Source organism: Paraburkholderia sp. OAS925 (genome assembly GCF_040543975.1).
In the GTDB taxonomy this organism is placed as follows: Bacteria; Pseudomonadota; Gammaproteobacteria; order Burkholderiales; family Burkholderiaceae; genus Paraburkholderia; species Paraburkholderia graminis.
In genome coordinates this window covers 1,603,580-1,629,117 of record NZ_JBEUNO010000001.1, presented here as the reverse complement: position 1 = coordinate 1,629,117, position 25,538 = coordinate 1,603,580, and the positions used below count along the sequence as shown (strand labels likewise).

The 25,538-nt window shown below is 63.9% G+C and carries 17 protein-coding genes and 2 pseudogenes; 6 read left to right on the top strand and 13 right to left on the bottom strand.

Annotated elements, in window-relative coordinates; translation table 11 throughout:
* Position 1: 1 nt before the first annotated feature.
* The 5 genes from ABIE53_RS07085 to ABIE53_RS07065 form a co-directional block, all read right to left on the bottom strand.
* Entirely contained in the window at positions 2-3,148 is a 3,147-nt protein-coding gene (locus tag ABIE53_RS07085) for a CheR family methyltransferase (RefSeq protein ID WP_192700165.1), read from the bottom strand.
* Positions 3,145-3,384 carry a type II toxin-antitoxin system ParD family antitoxin gene (locus ABIE53_RS07080; RefSeq protein WP_029969953.1) on the bottom strand — a complete coding sequence of 80 codons (240 nt, stop codon included), beginning with the start codon at positions 3,382-3,384 and terminating at the stop codon, positions 3,145-3,147. Before ABIE53_RS07080 ends, ABIE53_RS07085 begins: the two co-directional genes overlap by 4 nt.
* A gap of 103 nt (positions 3,385-3,487) precedes the next feature.
* A complete protein-coding gene (locus ABIE53_RS07075; RefSeq protein ID WP_107710247.1) occupies positions 3,488-5,218 on the bottom strand; it encodes a putative bifunctional diguanylate cyclase/phosphodiesterase in 1,731 nt (576 codons plus the stop codon).
* Between the two features lie 21 nt (positions 5,219-5,239).
* The gene (gene msrC / locus ABIE53_RS07070; protein ID WP_107710249.1) at positions 5,240-5,740 is read right to left on the bottom strand and encodes a free L-methionine (R)-S-oxide reductase MsrC; all 501 of its coding nucleotides are present in this window, start codon (positions 5,738-5,740) and stop codon (positions 5,240-5,242) included.
* An 87-nt stretch (positions 5,741-5,827) separates the two neighbouring features.
* Positions 5,828-6,253: a TOBE domain-containing protein gene (locus ABIE53_RS07065; protein WP_107710251.1), complete on the bottom strand. Its 426-nt coding sequence runs from the start codon at positions 6,251-6,253 to the stop codon at positions 5,828-5,830.
* Between the two features lie 204 nt (positions 6,254-6,457).
* On the opposite strand from ABIE53_RS07065, the pseudogene ABIE53_RS07060 reads away from it, so the two are divergent.
* Together ABIE53_RS07060 and ABIE53_RS07055 are read left to right on the top strand one after the other, a co-directional pair.
* Positions 6,458-8,135 (top strand): annotated as a pseudogene (locus tag ABIE53_RS07060) (SH3 domain-containing protein).
* 189 nt (positions 8,136-8,324) lie between these two features.
* Complete coding sequence (locus ABIE53_RS07055) at positions 8,325-8,789, top strand: VOC family protein (protein ID WP_006048344.1); 465 nt, start codon at positions 8,325-8,327, stop codon at positions 8,787-8,789.
* 192 nt (positions 8,790-8,981) lie between these two features.
* On the opposite strand, the gene ABIE53_RS07050 is transcribed toward ABIE53_RS07055, so the two are convergent.
* On the bottom strand, positions 8,982-9,899 hold the full coding sequence (locus ABIE53_RS07050; RefSeq protein WP_029969958.1) for a recombination-associated protein RdgC: 918 nt from the start codon (positions 9,897-9,899) through the stop codon (positions 8,982-8,984).
* Positions 9,900-10,148: 249 nt separating this feature from the next.
* On the opposite strand from ABIE53_RS07050, the gene ABIE53_RS07045 reads away from it, so the two are divergent.
* On the top strand, positions 10,149-10,481 hold the full coding sequence (locus ABIE53_RS07045) for a hypothetical protein (protein ID WP_006048346.1): 333 nt from the start codon (positions 10,149-10,151) through the stop codon (positions 10,479-10,481).
* Positions 10,482-10,628: 147 nt separating this feature from the next.
* Here the strand turns inward: ABIE53_RS07045 and msbA are convergent, their stop codons facing one another.
* Positions 10,629-12,422, bottom strand: coding sequence for a lipid A export permease/ATP-binding protein MsbA (msbA, locus tag ABIE53_RS07040; protein WP_006048347.1), 1,794 nt, complete (start codon positions 12,420-12,422; stop codon positions 10,629-10,631).
* 237 nt (positions 12,423-12,659) lie between these two features.
* Between msbA and ABIE53_RS07035 the strand changes: the two genes are divergently transcribed.
* Positions 12,660-13,445, top strand: coding sequence for a glycosyltransferase family 2 protein (locus tag ABIE53_RS07035; protein WP_006048348.1), 786 nt, complete (start codon positions 12,660-12,662; stop codon positions 13,443-13,445).
* 13 nt (positions 13,446-13,458) lie between these two features.
* On the opposite strand, the pseudogene dnaE reads toward ABIE53_RS07035, so the two are convergent.
* Positions 13,459-17,050 (bottom strand): annotated as a pseudogene (gene dnaE / locus ABIE53_RS07030) (DNA polymerase III subunit alpha).
* Between the two features lie 402 nt (positions 17,051-17,452).
* Between dnaE and ABIE53_RS07025 the strand changes: the two are divergent.
* Positions 17,453-18,316, top strand: a complete 864-nt coding sequence (locus tag ABIE53_RS07025) for a sulfurtransferase (protein WP_107710319.1) — start codon at positions 17,453-17,455, stop codon at positions 18,314-18,316.
* Positions 18,317-18,390: 74 nt separating this feature from the next.
* Positions 18,391-19,290 (top strand): tRNA glutamyl-Q(34) synthetase GluQRS, encoded by a 900-nt coding sequence (gene gluQRS, locus ABIE53_RS07020; protein WP_107710255.1) that lies wholly within the window; start codon positions 18,391-18,393, stop codon positions 19,288-19,290.
* 132 nt (positions 19,291-19,422) lie between these two features.
* Here the strand turns inward: gluQRS and ABIE53_RS07015 are convergent, their stop codons facing one another.
* The 5 genes from ABIE53_RS07015 to ABIE53_RS06995 form a co-directional block, all read right to left on the bottom strand.
* A complete protein-coding gene (locus tag ABIE53_RS07015; protein ID WP_006048352.1) occupies positions 19,423-20,904 on the bottom strand; it encodes a DEAD/DEAH box helicase in 1,482 nt (493 codons plus the stop codon).
* 510 nt (positions 20,905-21,414) lie between these two features.
* Positions 21,415-22,851, bottom strand: a complete 1,437-nt coding sequence (locus tag ABIE53_RS07010) for an aldehyde dehydrogenase family protein (protein ID WP_107710257.1) — start codon at positions 22,849-22,851, stop codon at positions 21,415-21,417.
* A 76-nt stretch (positions 22,852-22,927) separates the two neighbouring features.
* The gene (locus ABIE53_RS07005; protein ID WP_053857748.1) at positions 22,928-24,580 is read right to left on the bottom strand and encodes an acetolactate synthase large subunit; all 1,653 of its coding nucleotides are present in this window, start codon (positions 24,578-24,580) and stop codon (positions 22,928-22,930) included.
* Positions 24,581-24,871: 291 nt separating this feature from the next.
* On the bottom strand, positions 24,872-25,228 hold the full coding sequence (locus tag ABIE53_RS07000; protein WP_029969966.1) for an MliC family protein: 357 nt from the start codon (positions 25,226-25,228) through the stop codon (positions 24,872-24,874).
* Between the two features lie 22 nt (positions 25,229-25,250).
* The gene (locus ABIE53_RS06995) at positions 25,251-25,499 is read right to left on the bottom strand and encodes a DUF6726 family protein (protein WP_258196192.1); all 249 of its coding nucleotides are present in this window, start codon (positions 25,497-25,499) and stop codon (positions 25,251-25,253) included.
* Positions 25,500-25,538 lie beyond the last annotated feature (39 nt).

Below are 25,538 nucleotides of genomic sequence, written 5' to 3'. Positions count from 1 at the left end.
TCTATCCCTCCTGCGAACCGCTGCGCACGCGTGGCGATGGCAGCGGTATCTCAATGTGACATGAGACGCCGTCGGTCTTGAACGCGAGTTCAGTTGTTGCATGCAGCGTGAACTTCAGCGCTTTCTCGATCAGCCGCCGGCCAAAGCCCGTTCTCGACGAGTCGGGCACTGAGCGCAGACCGCTCTCGGTCCAGTCGATCACGAGCGAGGCGGCACCGGACGCCGTATTGCGCACGTCCCATGTGACTTCGAGCCGCGCCTCGCAATCCTTGAGCGCGCCGTACTTGACGGCATTCGTCGCCAGTTCGTGCAACACCAGCGCGAACGTCTGCACGTTGCGGAATCCGAGCGGCACAGGCGGACCGGCCACGGCGATCCGCTCGCTGTCCGCGACCCCCAATGCCTCCAGTTCCAGCCGCACGATGTCGGTCAGATTGATGAGATCGCCGTTCGCTTCGCCGATAAGTCCCTGCAAACGTCCAAGCGCCGCGAGACGGCTGATGAACGTTTCGAGCGAGGGAGCGGCCGGAAGCGTCTGCTGGGCGATCGACTGGATGACAGCCAGCAGATTGCGGGTGCGATGCTGCAACTCGGCAATGAGGACACTCTGCCTTTCTTCAGCATGGACCATTCCCGTGACGTCCACGAACGCCACCACCACGCCGTCCGTTGCGCGGTCGCCGTTGCGGTACGGCGCGAGGCGGATCAGAAAGTGCGTCAGCCCGTCGTTGCTGCTCACGTGCCGTTCGCGCGGCGCATTGGTGCGAAAGACGGTCGCAATGTCCTTCTCGAGCCCCGGCAAATCGAGGCGGCTCGCGAGTTCGGTGATCGGCCGGCCGCGATCCGTCGGGCGAATGTGGAAGATGCCGTTCATCGCCGGCGTGAACGAACGGATCACCAGGTCGCGATCGAGAAACACGGTCGCAACCGACGTGCTTTCAAAGAGATTCTGCAGATCGGTGTTCGCCCGGTCGAGCGCTTCGATCTTGCCGTTCAGTTCGAGATTGACGGTATGCAGTTCCTCGTTCAGCGAAACGAGTTCTTCTTTCGACGCCTCCAGTTCTTCATTGGACGACTGCAGTTCCTCGTTGACCGACACGAGTTCCTCGTTCGACGACTTCAGTTCCTCGAGCGCGGTTTCGTATTCCTCGATCATCGACTGCAAGCGTTCGCGCGTGTCGCGCAGTTCTTTTTCGGCTTCGGCCACCGTGCCGTCGCGCGGCAACTGCGCGCGTGCGATGGCTTCTTCGCGGCTCAGACCCGGGCCTTGATCCGCGAACACGACGAGGTACATCCGCTCGTTCTGCGGGTTTCCGTTCAGCGGCTCGACCGTCAGACTGAGAATCTGCACGCGGCCGTCTTCTCCCTCGACCGCGACGCCGTCGCGCGTCACCGCTCTGCCCGATTCGACCGCTTCGCGGAACACCGAGCGCAGGTCGAGGCCGAGACCCTTGCGCGCCATCGCAAAGAGCTGGCGCGACGGGACGCCGGGCGCGGCTTCCAGATACTTGCCGGTGCGGCTCGAAAAGTAGACGACGTCGCCGTCGCGCGTGGCAAGCACGTGCGGCGGCGTGAACCGCTCGAGCATGTGTGTATCGACCGTATGACGCATTGCGCCGCTGCCGAGCACGGGCCGGCCGGGCGCGAGCGCGGCCGGATGCCCGACGCGCAGCGCAGAGACGGTCATGGGCAAACGGATCTGCGGCGACACGTCGGCGCGACGGCGGAAGATCCGGTGCTTCTTCTCGACAGCCACGAACAGTTCGTCGAACTGACTGACGTTCTCCGACGTACCGAGAAAAAGGTAGCCGCCCGGACGCAACGCATAGTGAAACGTCGGGATCACCTGGTTCTGCACGTCGGCGCCGAGATAGATCAGCAGGTTGCGGCACGACACGAGGTCGATACGCGAAAAAGGCGGGTCGCGAATCACGCTATGCGGCGAGAAGATGCAGAGATCGCGTACGTCCTTGGCCAGTACATAACTGCTGCCCTCGAGCCGGAAAAAGCGCTGCCGGCGTTCCTCGGAAACGCCGTCGAGCAGCGCTAACGGATAACGCGCCGCGCGTGCCACGGCGAGCGCGCCGTCGTCGATGTCGGTTGCGAAAATCTGCACGCGCGGCGTATCGGCCTGGCCGTCGAAATGCTCGCGCATCAGAATCGCGATCGAATAGACTTCTTCGCCGGTCGCACAGCCGGGCACCCACACGCGAACCGTGTCGGCCGAACTGCGCCCCTCGAACAGCTTGGGAATCACGACGCTCGCGAGCGTCTCGAACGCCTGCGCATCGCGAAAGAAACTCGTCACGTTGATGAGCAGGTCGCGGAACAAAGCGGTGACTTCCTGCGAGTCCGTGGAGAGCCGCGCCACGTAGGCGTCGGGCGTGCCGATCTCGAGGACCTGCATGCGCCGCTGCACGCGGCGCACGAAAGTCTTGACCTTGTAGCCGCTGAAATCGTGTCCGACCTGGTTGCGCAAAATCGCATAGATCGCTTCGCGCGCCACGTCGAACTCCGACGTTTGAGCTTGCGCGGTCGCGTTTCCGGCCAGCCCGTCGAGCATGAAGGCGCCCGTTGCGAAGGTGGCGAGCTTTTCGCCCATCTGTCCGACCGGCACGGCGAAATCGACGAGTCCAGTGGCGATTGCGCTGCCCGGCATGTCGGAATGCTGCGGGCCGAAGCCGTCCGCCGCCTGGGCGAGCGTCAGTCCGCCGCGCTCCTTGATGGCCTTGATGCCCAGCGTTCCGTCCGAATCCCCGCCGGACAGCACGACGCCGGCAGACAGTTCGCCGAACTCCGCGGCGAGGCTGCTGAACAGAACGTCGATCAGCTTCCGTTCCCGCCGATGACTATCCTGCGGCTGAACATGAAGCGCGCGTTTCTCGACGCTCAGCACCGCGTCGGTCGGTAACAGGTACACGTTATCGACTTCGATCTGCATACCATCGGTAATGACGTGCACCGGCAACGACGTAAATCGCGCGATGATTTCCGGAAGCAGGCTTTCGCGGTCCGGACTCAAATGCGTGACGATCACGAATGCAAGGCCGGGGGCTTGCGGCATGCCGCGGAAAAATCCTTCGAGTGCTTCGACAGCCCCCGCTGAAGCGCCCACGCCCACTACTGGAAAGTTATTTGCTGGCATCATGACTTCTCCGCCAGCAGAGCGCGTTCCCGCGCACGGGCGCGCTGCTTGCGCTTGAGGCTCGCGGCGTCGCCGCTATTGTCCGCAACCGCGCGGCCGGGGGTTCGTTCCTGCAGCAGGCGCAGGCCCGCGCGCACGACCTCGCTGGCCGTGCCATAACGGCCAGAGGCGATTTCTGTTTTGATAAACGAAGCGAGATGCTCCGTCAGGCTAATGCTTATTGCGTACTTGGCCGGCATGGCGTTTCGAATCGCGAGGGTGGTTGTTTATACTACCCTTGCGATTCCCACCTGGCATGAATTTTTGCAGACGTTTCCGACTTGGCGGCGCTTGAACGCGGTTCTACGGCCCGAGCAAATTCCGCAGTCCCGATGCCGTCACCGGTCGCGAAAACCAGAAGCCTTGCGCCTCGTCGCAACCGAGCGCCTGCAATTGCGCCGCCTGCTCCGGTGTTTCGACGCCTTCGGCCGTGACGCGCAGCTCGAGCGCATGCGCCATCGCGATGATCGCGCCGACCAGCGCAAGACTTTGCGGATCGTTGCCCATGCGCGCGACGAACGAGCGGTCTATCTTCAGGCGGTTCAACGGAAAACGCGTCAAATACGCGAGGCTGGAATAGCCCGTGCCGAAGTCGTCGACGGCAATTTCGACGCCGAGTTCGCGTAATGCGTGCAAGGTTTCCAGCGCCTGGTCCACATCGCCGAGCAACGCGCCTTCGGTGATCTCCACTTCCAGGTAAGACGGATCGAGCGCGGCCTGGTCGAGCGCGTCGCGAATCGTGTCGAACAGGTCCGGCCGCCGGAACTGCTGCGGCGACACGTTGACCGCCACGCGCGGCAAGTTGCCGGTCAGCCGCAGCAGCCTGCCCGCTTCGCGGCACGCGGTGCGGATCACCCACTCGCCGATCTGCTCGATCAAGCCGGACTCTTCGGCGACCGGCACGAATTCCGCGGGGCTGATCATGCCCCGCTGCGGATGATTCCAGCGCAGCAGCGTTTCGACTTGCGCGATGCGTCCGTTGGCGAGCGTCACCTGCGGCTGATACACGAGATGCAATTGCCGGCGCTCCAACGCTTCGCGCAGCATCGTCTCGATCTGGAAGCGGCGCGCGGCCTGTCCTTCGAGCGCCGTCGAAAAACGCCGGACCGCATTGCCGTTCACCGCCGACGCCGCCGACAGCGCAACGCCCGCGCGCCGCATGAGCGTGGCCGCGTCGCCGCCGTCGTCCGGATACGCGGCGATGCCGATGCTCGCCGCGATGTTGAGCGCCGTGCCGCCATAGTCGATCGGCTCGGCGATGCGCGCGAGCGCCTCCGCGGCGAATGCGTCGGCGGCGGCGCCGGTTTCGTTGATCAGCAGCGCGAACTGCGTGCCGCCGATCGACGCAATCGTGCCGTCGTTCGGAAAAAGTCCGCGCAAGCGTTCGCCGACAATCTGCAGCACCAGTTCGGCCGCATGCAGGCCGAGCGCGTCGCGGAGCTTGCGCAGATGATCGAGTTCGGCGATCAGCACGGTAAAGGATGTTTGGCTGCGTGCGCAGCGCGAGATCGTCAGTTCGAGGCGTTCGGTAAAGAGCGTCTGATTCGGAAGACGCGTGACGCCGTCGTGATGCGAGACGTACCAGAGGCGCGCTTCGGACTGCGCATAGCGCGTCATGTCGACGACCACGCCGACGTAACGCGCGTCGGACGCGTGGCACGCTGACGCGTCGGACGCCGGCGGCAGCGGCGACAGCGCGAGCACGACGCGCACCGATGTGCCGCTGCGTCGCAGGTACGTCCATTCACCCTCGTAGCGAGCGCCGATGTCCGCGAGCAACGGCAGTTCGGCGCGGCGTCTCGCGAGTTCGGCGGGATCGTGCAGCGATTCGAAGCTGCGCCGGCCGATCAGTTCGTCGGCGCTCCATCCGGTCAGCTTTTCTAGCGCCGCGTTGACGAACTGAAAGGTGCCGCGCTCGTCGCAAATGAACATGCCGAAGGGAGCGGCGGTTAGTGCGGCGGCTAGTGCCGAGGCCGGCGCTTCATCTGCAAGACGCGACTCAGCTTGCGTCCCGCCGGCGTGGGTCGTGTTCAAAACGCGGTGTCTGTGCGGTGACTACGACGCGCGCGGCAATGCCGCTTCGATGAACACCGCGCACAGCGCCTCCATGCCCTTCGCGTCTTCTTCGTCGAAGCGCGCGAGGACCGGACTATCGACGTCCCATACGCCGATCAGCGTGCCGTCGGGCGCAACGAGTGGCACGACAACTTCCGATTGCGACGCCGAATCGCACGCGATGTGGCCGGGGAATTCGTGGACGTCGCGCACGACCTGCGTCTCGCGCGTTTGCGCGGCCGTGCCGCAGACGCCTTTGCCGAGCGCAATGCGCACGCACGCCGGCTTGCCCTGGAAAGGCCCGACCACCAGCTCGCGGCCGTCATGAAAGTAAAAGCCGGCCCAGTTCAGATCGCTCAACGAATGGAACACGAACGACGAGAAGTTCGCGGCGTTGGCGATCCAGTCGGTTTCGCCGGCGAGAAGCGCGCGCGCCTGCGCGACGAGTTCTTCGTATTGCGCGGCCTTGGGCAAGTGCGATGCGGAGGAGACTTCGAACATGACGGGTCCGTGATGAAGGCGGGAAACGATGCAACGTGGCGCTCCAGTGTAAAGCAAGCAGCTTGCTCGATCACTGGAACGCGGCCACTACGACTCGACGCCGACGATCACGCTCGACGCCTTGAAGATGGCCGTCGCCGCCTGGCCGACCGCGAGGCCGAGGCGCTCGACGCTCTCGTTGGTCACGATCGCGGCGATCTGCGCGCTGCCCGCGCCGATCGTCACTTCGGAATTCACCGCGCCGGTCGTCACGGCGGTCACCGTGCCCGCGATGCAATTGCGCGCCGACACCTGATCCTTCGATACGTCGACCATCACGATCACCGACGATGCCTTCACCAGCGCAAACGCCTGCTTGCCCGCGGCGAGCCCAAGCGTTTTAGCGCTGCCGTGCGTGATGATGGCGACGATGTCGAGGCCGTCGACGGTTCGCAGCGTGACCTCGTCGTTGACTGCGCCGTGCGTGAGCTGAACTACTTCGCCTTCGAACTGATTGCGTGCGCTCGTTTTCATGTTGGGCTCCTTTGGAGTTTGGGAAGCGCTGATGTGTTGCTTTGGCTGGCGGTCAAGTGTAATGGAAGGCGCAACGCCGTATCATCGTGCCCTTGCAGTCTCCCTTGCACTCTCTTTGCCGAACTCATGTCTTTAGCCGTTCCTTTTCGCGTTGCGCGCGTTGTTTATTTTGGGCGCGTTGTTTATGTTGTGAGCGCTGTTCGCATGGTCCGCGTTGTCCGCATTGCGCACGCGTTGCCGCATGCCTGGCGCCGTGTGGCGTCGTTCATGGCGCTCGCTTCGCTCGCGGCTCTGGCCGCTTGCAGCAATCCGTCCCAGACCCATGACGCGCGCGTTGCCGCCGATAACCTCACGCTCTTTCCGCTCGCCCGCCTACGACCAGAACGTCGATCACTGGCTCGAGCCCGACAGCGCCGGCTACGACAAGCCGTTCCTGAGCCCCGCCGATCAGCAGGCGCATTTCCAGGCGCTTTACGCCCGCTACTTCGGCACCGGGACGAGCGCGCCGTCGCCGTGGAATTCCGCGTATGTGACGATGCGCGTCTACCGTCAGGAAGGCGCGGATGTCGCCGCGCTGCAGCAGCGCCGCATCGCCCGCTTCGACAATACCGGCAAGAGCGGCGCGGGCATCGGCTATGGCGAGAACTTTCGTCCGCACGACAAGGCGTGGATCGACGCCATCGCGCGCAATATGAACGTCGCGCAATTCACCGAGGCGCCGGTCTACCAGCCGGCGCGGCGCGCGATCGCGACCACCAATCTGATGGTGCGCGAACTGCCGACGACCGATCCGTCGTTCTACGATCACCGTCTGGCCGGCGAAGGCTATCCGTTCGACAACCTGCAAATCTCCGCCGTGCGGCCGGGCACGCCGCTGTATGTGCTCGGTATGAGCGTCGACGGCGCATGGCATTACGTGCAGACGCCCGATGTGCAAGGCTGGGTGCGCAGCGACGGCGTCGGCATGGCGAGCGAGCGTTTCGTCGATAGCTGGCGCGCCGCGAGTGCGAAATCGCTCGGTGCGGTGATCGGTGCTTTTACGCCGGTGCGCGATAGCCGCGGCGTGTTCCGCTTCGAGGCGCCCGCAGGCACGCTGCTGCCGTTGGTGGCGGCGTCGGCGGATCGTGCGGTGCGGGGGAAGATGCGGGCTTCCGCGCCAGCGTCCGATGTGAGTTCGAACGACAATGAGACGGGCATGGACGCCAATGCCGCGCCTCCACCGCCGACGCCTCGCACAGTCCTCGTGCCCGCGCGCGGCGCGGAAGGCGAGGCGTTGATCCGCACGGCCGAACTCGACGACACGCAGATTGCGCCGATGCCGCTCGCCGCCACGCCGCGCCATCTCGCGACGCTGATGAAAGCGCTGATCGGCCGGCCTTATGGCTGGGGCAACAGCGGACTCTACAACGATTGTTCGTCGGAACTGCAAAGCATCTTCGCGACCTTTGGCGTGTGGCTGCCGCGCCATTCGTCCACGCAGATGAGCGCCGGGCGCATGATCGACCTGTCCGCGTCGACACCCGCGCAACGCCTCGATTATCTGGCCGCGCATGGCGTGCCGCTGCGCACGCTGATCTACATCGGCGGGCATGTGATGCTTTACATCGGCAATACGACTCGCAACGGCGTCACCGTGCCGGTGGTTTATCAGGACATCTGGGGATTGCGTCCGTCCGACAACAGCCGGCGCGCGGTGATCGGCGGCTCGGTGATTCTGCCGCTCCTCGAGCACATTCCCGAGGACGCAACGCTGCAATCGCTCGCGGGCACGCCGACGTTCCAGATCAGCATACTCGGTGCGCCGACCGGCGCGACTGCGCCTTCGCCAGGGTCCGCGCCGACGCCCGCCGCACCGGCTGATGAGGACAATCCGGCGGGCTAACGTCGTCTAACGATCCGTAGGACTAATAGCCGGGGCGCAGACGTGCGCACGTGCGTACGTGCGTACGTGCGCGAAATATTTTTTTCGGAGTGTCGATTCGGTGGCGACCCGTTCGTCGTAACGTTGAAAGGCTCGCTGAAACAGTCGGACTTTCAATCCACGAACCAGTTACTTCAAGGAGTCGCCGTCATGAGCAGCCCCGCTGTCAAACCGATCCCGGACGGGATGCACTCGCTCACGCCGTATCTGATTTGCGCCAACGCCGCCGAAGCCATCGCGTTTTATACAAAAGCCTTCAACGCCGTCGAGCAGTTCCGCTTGCCAGGGCCGGGCGGCAAGGTGATGCACGCGTGCCTGAAAATCGGCGATTCGATGCTGATGCTCACCGACGAATGGCCGGAGCACCAGGCGTTCGGCCCGAATCATCTGCAAGGCACGCCGGTGACGATTCACCACTATGTCGAAGATGTCGACGCAAGTTTTCAGCAAGCTGTCAATGCCGGCGCGACCGTGAAGATGCCGGTCACCGACATGTTCTGGGGCGACCGCTACGGCCAGTTGAAAGACCCGTTCGGGCATAGCTGGTCGCTGGCCACGCACAAGCGCGATCTGAGCAAGGAAGAGATCGAGCAGGCGATGGCGGCAATGAAGTAACGTCTTTTGCCGTTTGGCGACGATGGTCGGTGTGGGCCGTTATAAAGCCGGGCGCGCGCAAGCGTGCCCAACTTCGATGTCTCTGCAAAAACGGCCAGCGCGTCAATGAGTTGCGGAGATTGCGGGGTAGTTATGCACAGCCTTGCAAACAGAAACTGTGGGTAACTTTCCCCGCTGCAAACCACCCCTCTCTCAAGCCGCCCGCGCCATCGCATCGCCCTCTTCACCACCCAACGCATCGACGAGATCGCCCAGCATGCGCTCGAGTTCCGCGGTCATCAGCGTGAAGTCGGAATCGAACAGCTCGTCGTCGCCTTGAGCGGTTGGGTCGCTCGCCTCCTTCAGCACGTCGAGCGGTGCAATGCGCTTGATCGTCAGCGAAGGCGTCAGCACGAACGACACGCGGTCCTTCCACGTCATCGCGAGCCGCATGCATTGCTTGCCCGCTTCGATGTGACGGCGCATATCTTCCGCGTCCAACGTATGGCCGACGTAACGGACCGTCGCGTTGCCTTCGGTCGGCGAGCGCAGTTCGGTATCCTGATCGACGGTGAAGCCGCTCGGCCCCTCACCGGAAAGCAGCCACTCGGTCATGGCCGCGACCGGCGATTGCGTGACGCGCACCGTGCCGAGCGGCAACTGATCAATCGACTTCACCAGCAGGCCGCGCACTTCGTCGGCGACCGTCTGTGACGCCGCGTCGATCACCAGCCAGCCGTTGCGGCAATCGATCCACACGCGCGTATCGCGGCGAATGCTAAAGGCGCGCGGCAGCAGTTCGTCGGTGACCTGCTCCTTGAGTTCGCGCATCTGCTTGCGGCCAGGTTTGAAGCCCTGCTGCTCTTCGAGTTCGGCGGCACGCGCTTTCGTCACTTGCGTGACGACCGAAGCCGGCAGCAGCTTCTTCTCCGTGCGGAACGTGAGCAGCAACTGGCCGTTCAGCGCATAAACGAGCGAGTCGTTATCGCGCGGCGACGCCCAGCCGTGGCTTTGCATTTCGACGCTATTGCCGGGCGCGAACGCGTGCGGCGCGAGCCACTTTTCCATTTGTTCCGCCGTGACGGACCACGGAGCGGGAAGACGGTGAAGCTGTAGGTTTTTGAACCACATAGGCGAGATGTCCGACGGGCAAAGCGCGTCATTCTATATGACGGCGCTGGTCAAGCAACTGTGGTGGCCAATTGGCCGATGTCCGCTCGGGCTTCATGAAAAGTCCGCAATGTGCTGCGTCGGTGGCCATTCGACTGAGGCGCGGTCAAGCCGTAATCGTTTAATGGTTTTGCCGTAGTCGTCGAGGCCCGCGCTTCGCCGCTAAATCGCCTAGACTTTCCGATATGCGCGACGAAGACGGAGGCGGCCATGGCCGACGAAACCGCACCTTGGCAAATGGTCGAATACGAGGGCTTCGAGATTCACGTGGCGCTCATGCCAAAGAATGAGCCGGACGAAGGCAACGCGTCGTACGCGCCGCCGAATGAGGCGAATAACCGCTACACGTATGTCGGCTACGTCTGTCATCCGGGCGCGGACCCGTCGATTCCCGGTCACGCGGTCCCGTTTCATGCGGACGGCGAGGAAAGCTTCGCCAGCAAGGACGACGCGCTGTACGAAGGCGTGCACGTGGGGCGGAGCATTGTCGATGGCACGCACCCGGATTTGACCGTGCTGCCGCTGGTCACGGGCGGTGTTTGAGCGTCTGTCGTCAATCACCCGGCAACGGCACGCCGACCGGCACTAGCAAGCCAGCGTTGCCATCTTCCAGCAAGTCCCGCGGCGCGGTCGGACAACCAGAACCGTGGAACGGAGACGCCGCTGGCAGGCGACGCAACTGCCGGACACTTATGCCGCACTCTGCTGAAACTGAATCCGATGCAGATGCGCGTACAACCCGTTCTGTGCCAGCAGTTCCCGATGACTGCCGCACTCGACGATATGCCCCGCCTCCATCACGAGGATGCGGTTCGCGCGCTCGATGGTGGACAGCCGGTGCGCGATGACGAGCGTGGTGCGGCCTTTCATCAGCGTTTCGAGCGCGGCCTGCACGTGGCGCTCTGACTCGGAATCCAGCGCCGACGTGGCTTCGTCGAGAATCAGGATCGGCGCGTCCTTGTAGATGGCGCGCGCGATCGCGAGACGCTGGCGCTGGCCGCCGGACAGCATCATGCCGTTGTCGCCGACGAGCGTGTCGATGCCGTTGGGCATCGCGTCGACCGTGTCCCACAGGTTGGCCGCGCGTAGCGCCGCGGTCACCCTGTCGCGATCGGCTGTCTGGCCGTAAGCGACGTTGTTGGCCACCGTGTCGTTGAAGAGCACGACGTCCTGGCTCACCATCGCGATCTGGCTGCGCAGCGCGTGCAGGTCGTATTCGGGAAGCGCGACGCCGTCGACGAGAATCTCGCCGCCGGTCGGATCGAAAAAGCGCGGCAGCAGGTTCACCAGCGTGGTCTTGCCGCTGCCCGACGGACCCGCGAGCGCGACCATTTCACCCGGCGCCACCTTGAACGAAACCTTGTCCAGCGTGTGGCGATTGTGCGTCGCGTTGGCGCTGTACATGAACGAGACGTCGCGGAACTCCACTTCGCCGCGCGCGCGCTCGAGCGGCTTGCCGCCGCCCGCTGGCTCCGCCGGTTCGTCGATCAGGCCGAAGATCAGCTCGGCCGCCGTCATGCCCCGCTGCAGCGGCTGGTTCACATCCATCAGATGCTTGAGCGGCGAGATGATCAGCAGCATTGACGTGACGAAGGCGACGAAGCCGCCGACCGTGGTCTGATCCGACGACGACTGCACCACCGCGATCGTGATCACGACGGCAAGCGCGATGGACGCGAGGAACTGCGTCAGCGGTTGGGCGAGGCCGCCCGAGACCGTCATGCGCATCGCGTAGCCGCGCAGACGCTTGCTCATCGACGAGAAGCGGTCCATCTCGTACTTCTCGCCGTTATGAACCTTGACGACCTTGTAGCCGCCCACGGTTTCCTCGACGATGTAGGACAGCTCGTTGGTCAGCAGTTGATGCTCGCGGTTCAGCCGCCGCAGCCGGCGATTGATCTTGCCGACTAGCCAGCCGATGCCCGGCAGCAGCACCGCGACGATCAGCGTGAGCCGCCAGTTCAGATAGAACAGATAGCCGAGCAGGAAGACGACCGTGAGCGAGTCGCGCACCAGCGTGACCAACACGCTCAACAGCACGTTGAGAATCTGGTTGACCTCGAAGACGATCGCGTTGATCACCGTGCTCGCGGTTTCGCGCTGAAAAAACGCGACGCTCGTGTGAATCATGCGGTCGAACATGCGCAGCCGCAGTTCGAGCAGGATCTTGTTGGAGACGTATGCGAGCAGATAACCGGACGCATATTGCGACACGCCTCGAATCAGCGCGAGGCCGATCACGGCGACGGGCACGAACCATTTCGCGTTATCGCTTGCATGCGCGCCGAAACCTTTGTCGAGCAGCGGCTTGAGCAACGCGGGAATGGCGGCGTCGGTGGCGGCGCTTGCGGCCATCGCGATAATGGCCCCGATGATCACCCACAAGAGCGGCTTGACGAACGGCCACAGGCGCCGGAAAACGACGGCGGGCGACGACGCTTCGCCTTCACCGATGGGTTTGCTTAACGTTGGCTTCGCGCTCAAGGAATCCTCTGGGAATGCGGAACGAGATTCGCGCCGGCGACCGGCTGCCCGCGGCGCGAAGATCGAAAAGCAGCATTGTAAACGGTTGGTGTGGACGCTCGGCCGACGTTTTTGGGGGGTTGCGCCGCTTGCCGAAGCATCGTATTGCCCGGGTATACTTGCGCGGCCCGTTGCGCCTCACCGCGCGATCCCTTGCGTCGCTCCGCCTTCACGCCACTCGCCATCACCACTTCAGGTATGCAAGAAACTACCCTCGGCGTCGCCATCATCACTAAAAACGCGGCGGCGCGGCTCGCCGAATGCCTGCGGTCCGTGGCCTTTGCGGACCAGATTGTCGTGATCGACGGCGGCAGCGTCGACGGCACTGCCGACATTGCCCGCGCGCACGGCGCCCAGGTGATCGAACAGACCGACTGGCCAGGCTTCGGCCCGCAAAAGAACCGCGCGGTGAACGCGCTCAACACCGCCTGGATTCTCTCGCTCGACGCCGACGAGATCGTTTCGCCGGAGCTTGCCGCGTCGATCCGCGCGGCGCTCGCGGCACCCGCCGCCGACGTCTATGCGGTAGACCGTTTGTCGAGTTTTTGCGGGCACTGGATTCATCACAGCGGCTGGTATCCGGACTGGATTCCGCGCCTCTTCAAGCGCGGCGCCGCGCGTTTCTCGGACGACCTCGTTCACGAACGGCTTGTCTTCGACACGCCCGCGCAACGCCTCACCGGCAAGCTGATGCACTACTCGTACGAGGACTTCGAGTCCGTGCTGCGCAAACTCGATGCCTATTCGAGCGCCGGCGCGCTGCAGCGTCATGCGGCGGGCCAGCGCGGCAGCTTCGGCAAGGCGCTTGGCCGCGGCGCGTGGGCCTTTGTGCGGACTTACCTGTTGCGCCGAGGCTTTCTGGACGGCCGCGCCGGCTTCATGATCGCGATGTTCAACGCGGAGACGGTGTACTACCGGTTTCTGAAGCTTGCGCGACTCGGGGAAGCGTCGCGCTCGAAGCCGGGCTCACAGCAACGCCCGTAGCAGCGACACACCCTTAATACACAATCTCGATCGCGCTGCCGGCGAACTGGCCGCGCAGATCGGCCAGCAATTCGTCGGTCGGCTTCACGCGCCAGGCGTCGCCAAGACGCATTTCGCCCTCGGCATTCTCGCTTCGATACACGATCTGAACCGCGAGCCCGTTCGGGATTTGCACCGGCTGACGCTGGCGTCCGTTGTCGCCGCCGTAGCCGCCACCGAAGCCGCCGCTACCGCCATTGCGCCCGCCGCCGTTGCCGCGCGCCGAAGCCGCGGGTGCCGGCGCCGCCTGCGGCTCATCCTTGCCCGCGCTATGCGCTTCGAGCACGCGCCGCAGCGCCAGCGCGTCGGCGTTGCCGTTCATCTTCACTTTCACGGCCTCTGCGTAACGGCAGCGTGCGCGGCCGAGGTCCATGACCGTATCCACCGTGAAGCGGATGCCGCCCGTGAACGCGTCGTTGCGCGCCTGGCCCTGCACGACCAGCAACTCGTCTTCCTTGAAGAGTTGCTTGTTCGCCTCGAAAGTCTCGTTGAACACCGTCACTTCGCATTGACCGGTGCCGTCGTCGAGCAGCGCGATCAGCATCTTGCCGCGCTGGGTCATCTGCGTGCGCAGCGACGCGATGATGCCCGCGACCAGCTTGTCGCGTCCTTCTTTCAATTCGCCGATCTTCTGACGCACGAAGCGCCGCACTTCGTCCTTGTAGGCGTCGAACAGATGGCCCGACAGATAAAAGCCGAGTGCGGCCTTCTCTTCCTGGAGCTTCTTCTTTTCCGGCCACTCGGGTTCGTCGACGAGTTCGTGGCCTTGCGACGGCGCATCGCCCATATCGAACAAACCGGCCTGCAACGCATTCGCGCTCGCCTGCTCGGCGGCTTCCATCGCGAGCGAAACGGACGCGATGAGTTGCGCGCGATTCTGATGCAGAGTATCGAACGCGCCGGCGCGAATCAGCGCTTCGACCGTGCGGCGATTAACCACGCGACGGTCGATCCGGTTGCAGAAATCGAAGATGTCGATAAACGGACCGTCTTCGCGCGCACGCAAAATTTCTTCGATCGCATTCTGCCCGCTGCCCTTGATTGCGCCCAGGCCGTAGCGGATGGTTTTCGAGCGCTTGCCGTCAGGCTCCGCAACCGGCTCGAAGCGATACGCCGACAGGTTGATGTCCGGCGGCAGCCACCGTCATTTTGTTCGTGATGCAGTCTTCGAACAGGATCTTGACCTTGTCCGTGTCGTCCATCGCGAGCGACATATTCGCCGCCATGAATTCCGCCGGATGATGCGCCTTGAGCCACGCGGTGTAATACGCGAGCAACGCATACGCGGCCGCGTGCGACTTGTTGAAGCCGTAGCCCGCGAACTTCTCCATCAAGTCGAAAATTTCGTCGGCCTTCTCGCCGGTCAGGCCATTCTTCGCGGCGCCCTGGCGGAACAACTCGCGATGCTGGGCCATTTCCTCGGCCTTCTTCTTGCCCATCGCGCGACGCAGCAAGTCCGCGCCGCCGAGCGAGTAACCGCCGATGATCTGCGCCATCTGCATCACCTGCTCCTGGTAGACCATGATGCCGTAGGTCTCTTTCAGAACAGGTTCGACGCGCGGATCCGGATACTCGACGACTTCGCGCCCATGCTTACGCGCGCAGAAGCTCGGGATCAGGTCCATCGGCCCCGGACGATACAACGCGACGAGCGCGATGATGTCTTCGAAACGGTCGGGCTGCGCGTCCTTCAGCATGCCCTGCATGCCGCGGCTTTCCAGCTGGAACACGGCGACCGTATTCGCTTTCTTGAGAATCGAGAACGACGCGGGATCGTCGAGCGGCACTTGCGCGAGCGACCAGTCTTTCTTCGACGGATCGAGACGGCGGATATAGCGCTCGGCCCAGTCGAGAATCGTGAGCGTGGTCAGGCCCAAAAAGTCGAACTTGACGAGGCCGACGGCTTCGACGTCGTCCTTGTCGTACTGGCTCACGACGCCGCTTTCGTCGCCCTGTGTGTACAGCGGACAAAAATCGGTCAGCTTGCCGGGCGCAATCAGCACGCCGCCCGCGTGCATGCCGACGTTACGGGTGAGACCTTCGACGCGTTGCGCGAGCTCGAGCAACTGATGCACCTCGTCTTCGTTGTCGAAGCGCTCCTGCAAGAGCGGCTCTTCCTTCATCGCGTCGGCAATCGTGACGTGCTTGCCCGGCTTGAACGGAATCAGCTTGGCGATGCCGTCCGTGAACATATAGCCGAGATCGAGCACGCGGCCGATGTCGCGCACCGCCGCCTTCGCCGCCATCGTGCCGAAGGTCGCGATCTGCGAGACGGCGTCCGCGCCGTACTTTTCCTTCACGTACTGGATCACGCGGTCGCGGCCGTGCTGGCAGAAGTCGATGTCGAAGTCGGGCATCGACACACGTTCCGGGTTCAGGAAACGTTCGAACAGCAGGTTGTAGCGCAGCGGATCGAGGTCGGTCACGCCGAGCGCGTACGCGACGAGCGAGCCCGCGCCCGAACCCCGGCCCGGCCCCACCGGCACGCCGTTGTTCTTTGCCCAGTTGATGAAGTCCGCGACGATCAGGAAGTAGCCCGGAAAGCCCATCTTGATGATCGTGCCGCACTCGAATTCGAGCCGCTGGTAATACGTGTCGCGCTGCGCGGCGCGCTCGGCTTCATCGGGGTACAACTGCTCGAGACGCTTTTCCAGGCCCTCTTTCGACAGATGCACGAGGTAGTCGTCGAGCGACATGCCGTCGGGCGTCGGAAAGAGCGGCAGTTTCGGCTTGCCGAGTTCGAGTGTGAGATTGCAGCGCTTGGCGATCTCCACCGTATTGGCAAGCGCCGACGGAATGTCCGCGAAGAGCGCGGTCATTTCGTCTTGCGTGCGGAAATACTGCTCGGGCGTAAAGCGCTTCTGACGCCGCGGATTCGCGAGAATGTCGCCTTCGGAAATACACACGCGCGCTTCGTGCGCGGTGAAATCGTCGGGCGTCATGAACTGCATCGGGTGCGTGGCGACCACCGGCAGTTTCAGCGACGCCGCGAGCGCGACCGCCTGCTGCACGTACTGCTCGCCGCCCGGCTGACCGCAGCGCTGCAACTCGATGTAGAAGCCGCCCGGAAACACCTTCGCCCAGTGCAGCGCGTTGCGCTTGGCCGCCTCCTGATTGCCGGCGGCAAGTGCCAAGCCGATGTCGCCCTGCTGCGCGCCCGACAAAGCAAGCAAGCCTTCGCCGAGGCCGGATTCCAACCAGCCGGCCTCGATTTCCGCGCGTCCGCGATACTGGTTCGTGAGCGAAGCCTTGCTTAGCAACTCGCACAGATTCAGATAGCCGCGCCGGTCTTTCACCAGTAGCAACAGGCGCGAAGGCTTGTCGCGGTCGTCGGGATTCGTGATCCAGACGTCGCAGCCGGCAATGGGTTTGACCCCTTTGCCGCGCGCTTCCTTGTAGAAACGAACGAGACCGAACGCGTTGCCGAGGTCGGTGAGAGCGAGCGCGCCCTGACCGTCTTTGGCGGCCGCCTTGACGACGTCGTCAAGACGCACGATGCCGTCGGCGATCGAGAATTCGGAGTGGACGCGGAGATGGACGAAGCGGGGATCTGACATGGGCGACATTGTAACCCCAGCCTCCCGGAGATTTCAGCCGCAAAACCGCGCGTTAGCCATCCGGCCTAAGACGCTGCCGCGAGAGCCGCGGGCGTCGACAGTTTCCAGGCTTTTCTGCGCGTCGCTTTGTTCGCGCGGCGGCATCGTGCGGCGACATACAGGCGCGTAAGTTTGGCCGTGGTTTGCGCTAACGCAAGCGGCTGGCCGTTTGGCCGAATCGGGGAAAGCGCCGGCTTGAGGGATAATATGGGTTTCGCCTATCCGACGTGGCTGCGGCGCAAGGCATTCAAACGCTCTGACGCGTTCGAGTGCATCCAACAGGCTTTCGGGCTCGCGAGGCATGCGCGCCGCCCGCGGTCGCACCGCGCGCCCGCCTGGCCCCACGCCGCCACTTATTACCGCTGGACACCCATGAGTATCGTCAATCTCGCCGCGTATCATTTCGCGACCATCGAAGACACCGCCGCCTGGCGCCCGCACGTCACCGAGCGCTGCAACACGCTCGGCTTGCGCGGCACTATTCTGCTCGCGCCCGAAGGCATCAACCTGTTCGTCGCGGGCACGCGCGAGAACACGGACGCTTTTATCGACTACATCCGTCACGATCCGCTGTTCGAAGGCAAGTTCGCGAACCTGCAGTTCAAGGAAAGCCTGTCGGACAAGCAGCCGTTCACGCGCATGCTCGTCAAGCTCAAGCGCGAAATCATCACGATGAAGAAGCCGGCCATTCGCCCGGAACTCGGCCGCGCGCCATTCGTCGACGCCTCCACGCTGAAGACATGGCTCGACCGCGGTCACGACGACCAGGGCCGTCCCGTCGTCATGCTCGACACGCGTAACGCGTTCGAAGTGGATGTCGGCACCTTCGACAATGCGCTCGACTATCGCATCACCAAGTTCAGCGAATTCCCGGAAGTGATCGAGCAGAATCGCGCGGACCTGGAAGGCAAGACGGTCGTATCGTTCTGCACGGGCGGCATTCGCTGCGAGAAGGCCGCTATCCATATGAAAGAGGTCGGCATCGAGCACGTGTATCAACTCGAAGGCGGCATCCTCAAATATTTCGAGGAAGTGGGCGGCGCGCATTATCACGGCGACTGCTTTGTGTTCGATTACCGCACGGCCCTCAATCCGCAGCTCGAGCCGACCGCGACTGCGCAGTGCTTCGGCTGCCGTGCGGTGGTGACGCCCGAAGAGCAAAAATCGCCGATGTATGTGGCGGGCAAGACGTGCCCGCACTGCCATCCGGACAGCAAGGCGGCTCGCGCGGCTTAGGCGGCTTGGCGCGGCGGCGTTTTTCGCCGGCCGCTTCTCACCGCGCACGGAATCAATCTCCAACGCATCGATTCATGACCTATCGCGGACGCTTCGCGCCCTCGCCTACCGGACCACTGCACTTCGGCTCGCTGGTGAGCGCGCTCGCAAGCTGGCTCGACGCGCGCGCGCATCGCGGCGCATGGCTCGTTCGCGTCGAAGATATTGACGGCCCGCGCACGGTGCCGGGCGCCGCGCAGGACATTCTCGCCACACTCGAGCGCTTCGGCATGCGCGCCGACGAGCCGCCTGCCTGGCAAAGCACCCGCGTCGAGCGTTACAGCCAAGCGCTGGAACAGTTGAAGGCGGACGGCTTCGTCTATCCGTGCGGCTGTACCCGCAAGGAAATCGCCGACTCGCTGCTGCATGCGCATGCGCGCAACACGACGCTCGCCTATCCCGGCACGTGCCGCAACGGCCTGCACGGCAAGCCGGCGCGCGCGTGGCGGCTGCGCGTGCCGGACGGCAATGCGGCTGTCATCACATTCGAAGATCGCTGGCAGGGCAGGCAGACGCAGAATCTCGCCACCGAAGTGGGCGATTTCGTGCTGAGACGCGCGGACGACCAGTGGGCGTATCAATTGGCCGTGGTTGTCGACGACGCCGACGCGGGCATCACGCACATTGTGCGAGGCGCGGATCTGATGGATTCCACGGCGCGGCAGATTTACCTTCAGCAATGCCTCGGCGTGCCGACGCCCCGCTACCTGCATGTACCGGTGGTAACGAACGAGCACGGTGAAAAGCTGAGCAAGCAGAACGGAGCGACCGCGCTCGACTGCGACAAGCCGCTCGAAGCGCTTAACGCGGCGGCAACGCACCTGGGATTGAATCTGGAGGATGGCGGCGCGAGCGGCTCAGTGCACGCCACGCTGGATGATTTCTACGCCGCGGCCACCGCGGCATGGTCGAAGAAAATGCGCTTGGCCGTGTGATATGCGCTTGGCCGTTTCACGGCTAACTAACGCGCCTGGCAATGCGTGCACCGCGGTTAAGCGGCTTGGCGCGAAATCTTGGGACGGTGCGGCTCGGGGCGAGCCCGCACGACGAGCCCGCAACAACCAACCTTACGACGACGACTTCCGCGGCATGCCAAACCCGCCCAGCAACGCCGCGAGCGGCTGCTTCGAAGACGGCTTCTGCGGCGCGGACCCTGCGGCCTCGGCCTCTTCCACCTTGCGAACCGAAGCGGGCGACGGCTCGTAAGGCTTCAGGAAAAAATCGTCCACGGGCTGCGCGCGGTGATGATGCGGCCGGTCGTACGAACCCGACGGCGCACCCGAACGGCGGCGAGCGCCCCGCTCTTCACGACCCTCACGGCCCTCGCGACCTTCGCTGCGCTCACGGCGCGGCGCGCGCTCTTCGTGATGATGACGCACAGGCGTGTCCACGGTCAGACGCAGCACCTCCAGCGGACGCTTGATGAGCTTCTCGATGTCCGCCAGTTGCTTGCGCTCGTTCGGGCTGCACAGCGACAACGCGTCGCCGGAAGCGCCCGCGCGGCCCGTGCGGCCGATACGGTGCACATAGTCTTCCGCGTTGAACGGCAGATCGAAGTTGATCACGGCCGGCAATTCGGCGATGTCCAGACCGCGCGCGGCGACGTCCGTTGCGACCAGCGCCTCGATCTCGCCGCGCTTGAACGCGTCGAGCGCCTGCATACGCTCGTTCTGCGTTCGGTCGCCGTGAATCGCGGTCGCGACCACGCCGTCGCGCTCCAGGCTGCGCGCAAGACGGCTCGCGCCGATCTTGCTGTTGCAGAACACGATCACCTGCTTGAGGCTGCGCTCGCGGATCAACTGGACGACGGCGCCGGTCTTGTCGCCCTCGGCCACTTCATAGACGATCTGCGTGACATTGGTCGCCGTCGAGTTGCTGCGCGCGACTTCGATGGTTTGCGGATCGCGCAGATACGTGGCCGCGAGCTTCTTGATTTCGCCGGAGAATGTGGCCGAAAACAGCAGCGTCTGACGCTCTTTCGGCAGCAGATTCAGAATGCGCTGCAAGTCCGGCAGGAAGCCCATGTCGAGCATCCGGTCGGCTTCGTCGAGCACGAGGATCTGCACCTGACCCAGATTCGCGGTTTTCTGCTGCACGTGATCGAGCAGACGGCCCGGCGTGGCGATCAGAATTTCGACGCCGCGGCGCAACTGCTCTGACTGCGGGTTCATGTCCACGCCGCCGAACACCACGGCGCTGCGCAGCGCCGTGTGCTTCGCATACGACTGGACGTTCGCGGCAACCTGGTCGGCCAGTTCGCGGGTCGGCGTGAGGATCAGCGCGCGCACCGGATGGCGCGCGGGCGACGCGCTCGTGCTTGCCTGCGGCAACAGCCGCTGGATGATCGGCAGCGAAAAACTCGCGGTCTTGCCGGTGCCGGTTTGCGCGGCGCCCATGACGTCGCGGCCTGCCAGCACGACAGGAATGGCCTGCGCCTGAATCGGCGTGGGCGTGGTGTAGCCCGATTCCTTGACTGCTTTCAGGATGTCGGGCGCGAGACCGAATTGGTCAAAAGTCGCAGTGCTGGGCGTGACGGCTGTGTCGGACATGGTGGCTTTCGCTAAAAATGCGCTTGGCGCGTGCGCGCGGCAGCGGTCGGAACCGCAGAAGGCATCAGGATGAAGGCGGAGCCACGGCGTTCCGCACGGACCCGTCGCTATTGCGGGAAAGGATGCGGCCGGCTCCGGCCGGCGGAAATACCCGCCGGAAAGGCCGGTATTGTAGCACTTCAGCAAAAACACTCATGGCGCATGCGCCGGCTTTCTGCTTGTGCGGCGACGGCACGGCGCCGCATCCCGGCGCGCGCCGCCGTGCGCCTCGCCCGGCGAGCGTAGTGCGTTGAAACGACAGTCGCATGACAGAGCGGAAAAGCGGTTTTGCGGGACCGTGCTGCTGTCGTCGCAGCAGGTCCCGGCAGACGCAGCGTCGAGCGACACCTTGGCCGCCGCTATTCGGCCCATTTTGCGGCCGCTACAGGCAATCGCGTGCATTGCCGCTGCGCGCGCCGCCCGTGAATCTCGCCGCCTCGCCAACTCGCGTGCCTCACCAACTCTTATGCCTCACCACGTCTCGCGCATCACCATCAGACGCAGCTCGGTCATGTCCTCGATCGCGTAGCGCACGCCCTCGCGCCCGAGCCCCGAGTCCTTCACGCCGCCATAAGGCATGTTGTCGACGCGGAACGACGGCACGTCGTTGATCACGACGCCGCCCACTTCCAGTTCGTCCCACGCGCGGTGCGCGTGCGCGAGCGAATCGGTGAAGACGCCCGCCTGCAGGCCGAAGTCGCTGTCGTTGACGGTCGCGAGCGCCGCGCCGAAATCGTCGAACCGCTCCAGAATGGCGACCGGCCCGAACGCTTCCTTGCGATACAGGTCGGTGTCGCGCTTCACGCCTTCGAGCAGCGTCGCCTCGAACATCGCGCCTTCCACCTTTCCGCCCGCGACGATTTTCGCTCCCGCCTGCACCGCGCTTTCCATCCAGCCGGCGAGGCGCTTCGATTCGGATTCGGAGATCATCGGCCCGACGAAGGTCTTTTCGTCCTTCGGATCGCCCATCACGAGCGACTTGGTTTTAGCGATCAGCTTCTCGCGCAGCGCGTCGTAGAGGCTCGCGTGCACGAGAATGCGCTGCACGCCGATACAGCTTTGCCCCGACTGATAGAACGCGCCGAACGCGAGCCGGTCGACCACGTAGTCGAGCTTGCCGCCCTGATCGCCGTCGACGATCGCGGCCGCATTGCCGCCCAGTTCGAGAATCACCTTCTTCTTGCCGGCTTTTTTCTTCAGCTCCCAGCCCACCGCCGGCGAGCCGGTGAACGACAGCAGCTTGAAGCGTTCGTCGGTGGTGAAGAGATCGGCGCCGTCGCGATGCGCGGGAAGAATCGAGAACGCGCCCTTCGGCAGGTCCGTTTCCGCAAGAATCTCACCCATGATCAGCGCGCCGACCGGCGTGCGGCTTGCCGGCTTCAGCACGAACGGCACGCCCGCGGCGATGGCCGGCGCGACCTTGTGCGCGGTCAGATTCAGCGGAAAATTGAACGGCGAGATAAACGAGCACGGGCCGATCGGCACGCGCTTTACATAGCCGTGATAGCCGTTCGCGCGCGGCGAAATCTGCAGATTCACGATCTCGCCGTCGATGCGCACGGCTTCCTCGGCCGCGACCTTGAACGTGTCGATTAGCCGCGTGACTTCACCCTTCGAATCGTTGATCGGCTTGCCCGCCTCGATGCACAGCGCGAGCGCCAGTTCGTCGTAACGTTCGCGAAAGCGCTTCACGCAATGTTCGAGCACCGCCTGGCGCTTGAACGGCTGGAACGCGCGCAGCGCGGGCATCGCATCGACCGCGAAGCCGATCGCCTTGTCGATCGCGGCCGCATCGGCCATCGCGACGCGCGTCGCTACTTCGCCGCTGAATTTGTCGGTGACTTCGAGATCCGTATTCGCAGCCACCGCTTCGTTCGCGAGGTAGTACGGGTAGGTCTTGTTCAACATTACGCGTTCTCCTTCCGATAGATGACAGCGGCAACTCGGGCCTTCTTGCACGAGCAGGAAGCCGAACCGGCGCCGCTCACAATTGCGCGGACAGCCGCTTGATCTCGCGGTTCAGCACGCGCTCGTTATCCGAATAGTCAATGGGCAGGTCGATCACATGCACGCCCGGCGTCGCGAAACACTCGCGCAGCAATGGCGCGAACTGCTCCGCCGATTCGATCCGATGCCCCTTCGCGCCATAGCTCTGCGCATACGCGACGAAGTCCGGATTCGCCAGCGTCATGCCGTAGTCGGGGAAGTTCATGTTCTCCTGCTTCCAGCGGATCATGCCGAACGCGTCGTCGCGCAAAATCAGGATCACAAGATCGAGCTTCAGACGCACGGCCGTTTCGAGTTCCTGCGAATTCATCATGAAGCCGCCGTCGCCGCACACGGCCATGACCTTGCGCTCCGGATGCACGATCTTGGTGGCGATGGCCGACGGCAAGCCCGCGCCCATCGAGGCCAGCGCGTTATCGAGCAGCAGCGAATTCGGTTCGTGCGCGCGGTAATAGCGCGCGAACCAGATCTTGTACATGCCGTTGTCCAGACACACGATGCCGTCCACCGGCGTGGTCTCGTACACGTCGTTGACCACGCGCACCGGATACATGGGAAAGCGGTCGTCGTGCTGGCCTTTCACCAGATGCGCCTCGAAATGCTCCTTGATCTCCTTGAAGCGCGTGAAGTCCCAATGCTCCTGACGCTCCTTGAGGCTTTCCTTCAGTTGCCACACCGCGTTGGCGATGTCGCCGACCACCTCGATCTGCGGGAAGTACACCGTGTCCACTTCCGCGCCGAGGAAGTTCACATGAATCACCGTTTTCTCGCCGGCCTCGCCGCTGCGCATGAAGAACGGCGGCTTCTCGATCACGTCGTGTCCGACATTGATGATGCAGTCGGCGTGATCGATCGCGCGATGCACGAAGTCGCCGTCGGACAAGGTCGCGTTGCCGAGCCACATCGGATGCGATTCGTCGATCACGCCCTTGCCCATCTGCGTGGTGAAAAACGGAATGCCGGTCTGGTCGACGAATTCGCGCAGCATCTTCGTCGTGGTCTTGCGATTGCCGCCCGCGCCGATCATCAGCAACGGATGCTTCGCTTTCGTGATCGCCTCGACCGCGCGCGCGACCGCTTTTTCTTCCGCGACGGGACGCCGGCTGTAGCTCTTCGGGATCGGCTTGCCGTCGCCTTCCTCATGCGCGACGTCCTCGGGCAGTTCGAGATGCGTGGCGCCGGGGCGTTCTTCTTCCGCCTGCCGTACGGCTTCGCGCACGGCCGCCGGAATATTCGCGATCGACACGATCTGGCGTGTGTATTTGGTGAGCGGCTCCATCATCCGCACGACGTCGACGATCTGAAAATGGCCCTGCTTGCTCGACTTGATCGGCTTCTGGCCGGTGACCATCAGCATCGGCATGCCGCCCAGTTGCGCGTACGCGGCCGCGGTCACGAAGTTGGTGGCGCCAGGGCCGAGCGTCGCGAGACAGACGCCCGTGCGGCCCGTCAGGCGTCCATAGGTCGCGGCCATGAAGCCCGCCGCCTGTTCGTGACGTGTCAGGATCAAACGGATTTTCGAGCGGCGCAGCGATTCTAGAAGATCGAGATTCTCTTCACCGGGGATGCCGAACACGTACTCGACACCTTCGGCTTCCAGCGATTTGACGAACAGGTCCGATGCTTTCATGGAGGGTCTCGCTTGATGGTATGGACGCGGACGTGAAGCCGGGCCGTGGGTGAGCGGAAACGGACTTTCGGAGACTCGGGCGACTGCAGAGACGGTGATGATCGCGACGACGGCGACCGTCGCGGCGACGCGCCGAAGGTCACGCCGGACAGCTTACTACTCAGGGGGAAATGATGCGCGCACGCTGGCAATGCTGCGTGGCTGAAGAAAGAAACAGGCGGCTTCGACGCGCCGCTCGATGATGTCGAGCGGGCGCGTTCGGTCGAAGTTCAGCCGAAGCTCACCCTAAGCTCAGCGATTGAGCGTAATACAGTCGGACAAAACCGGCGTTGCGTCCTCGCCGGCCATGACGTCGTAGAGATCGGCGCGCGGGCCCTTGGTCCACCACGTATAGCTGCCGGCCTGATATTTCACGCCCGACGCCGCTATCGTATTGACGAACAGCAGTTGCTTGCCCTTCACCGGCACGAGCGCGAAGCTCTGGCCATTGGCCGTGTTCCAGTAAGTGACGTGCAGAATCTTGCCGGTCGCGCACGTGTATTTGCGCGTCTGGCGGCTTTTGGCCTGAACCTCGTCGAGCTGCGAGGGCGCGGCGAAGGTATAGCCGCAGATCGCCGCGAGGCTCACTGCAAGCAGCGTTTTTTTCATTGGATGCCCCGGTCGTTGCGGATCAAGGGTCGATGACATCGGCGCAGGCGTCGGTCGGTGCGGCGGCTACGTGTCCGACCACCGGCACGATCTTCAGCCCCGCCGACGCAATGCGGCACGGCGCGGCCGCGAGTCCGCAGCCCGTCAATCCGGCGCACAGCGCGAGCAGCACGCCGAGAGAACCAAGCGTGCCGACAGAGCCGGCCGCGGTGCGCCGCGTTGCCACGCGCGCCGCTTCGTAACTGGATTCCTGCGGGGATTCCTGCGACATACCTACCTCGACTTCAATGAACCCGCGATTTGTTCGATG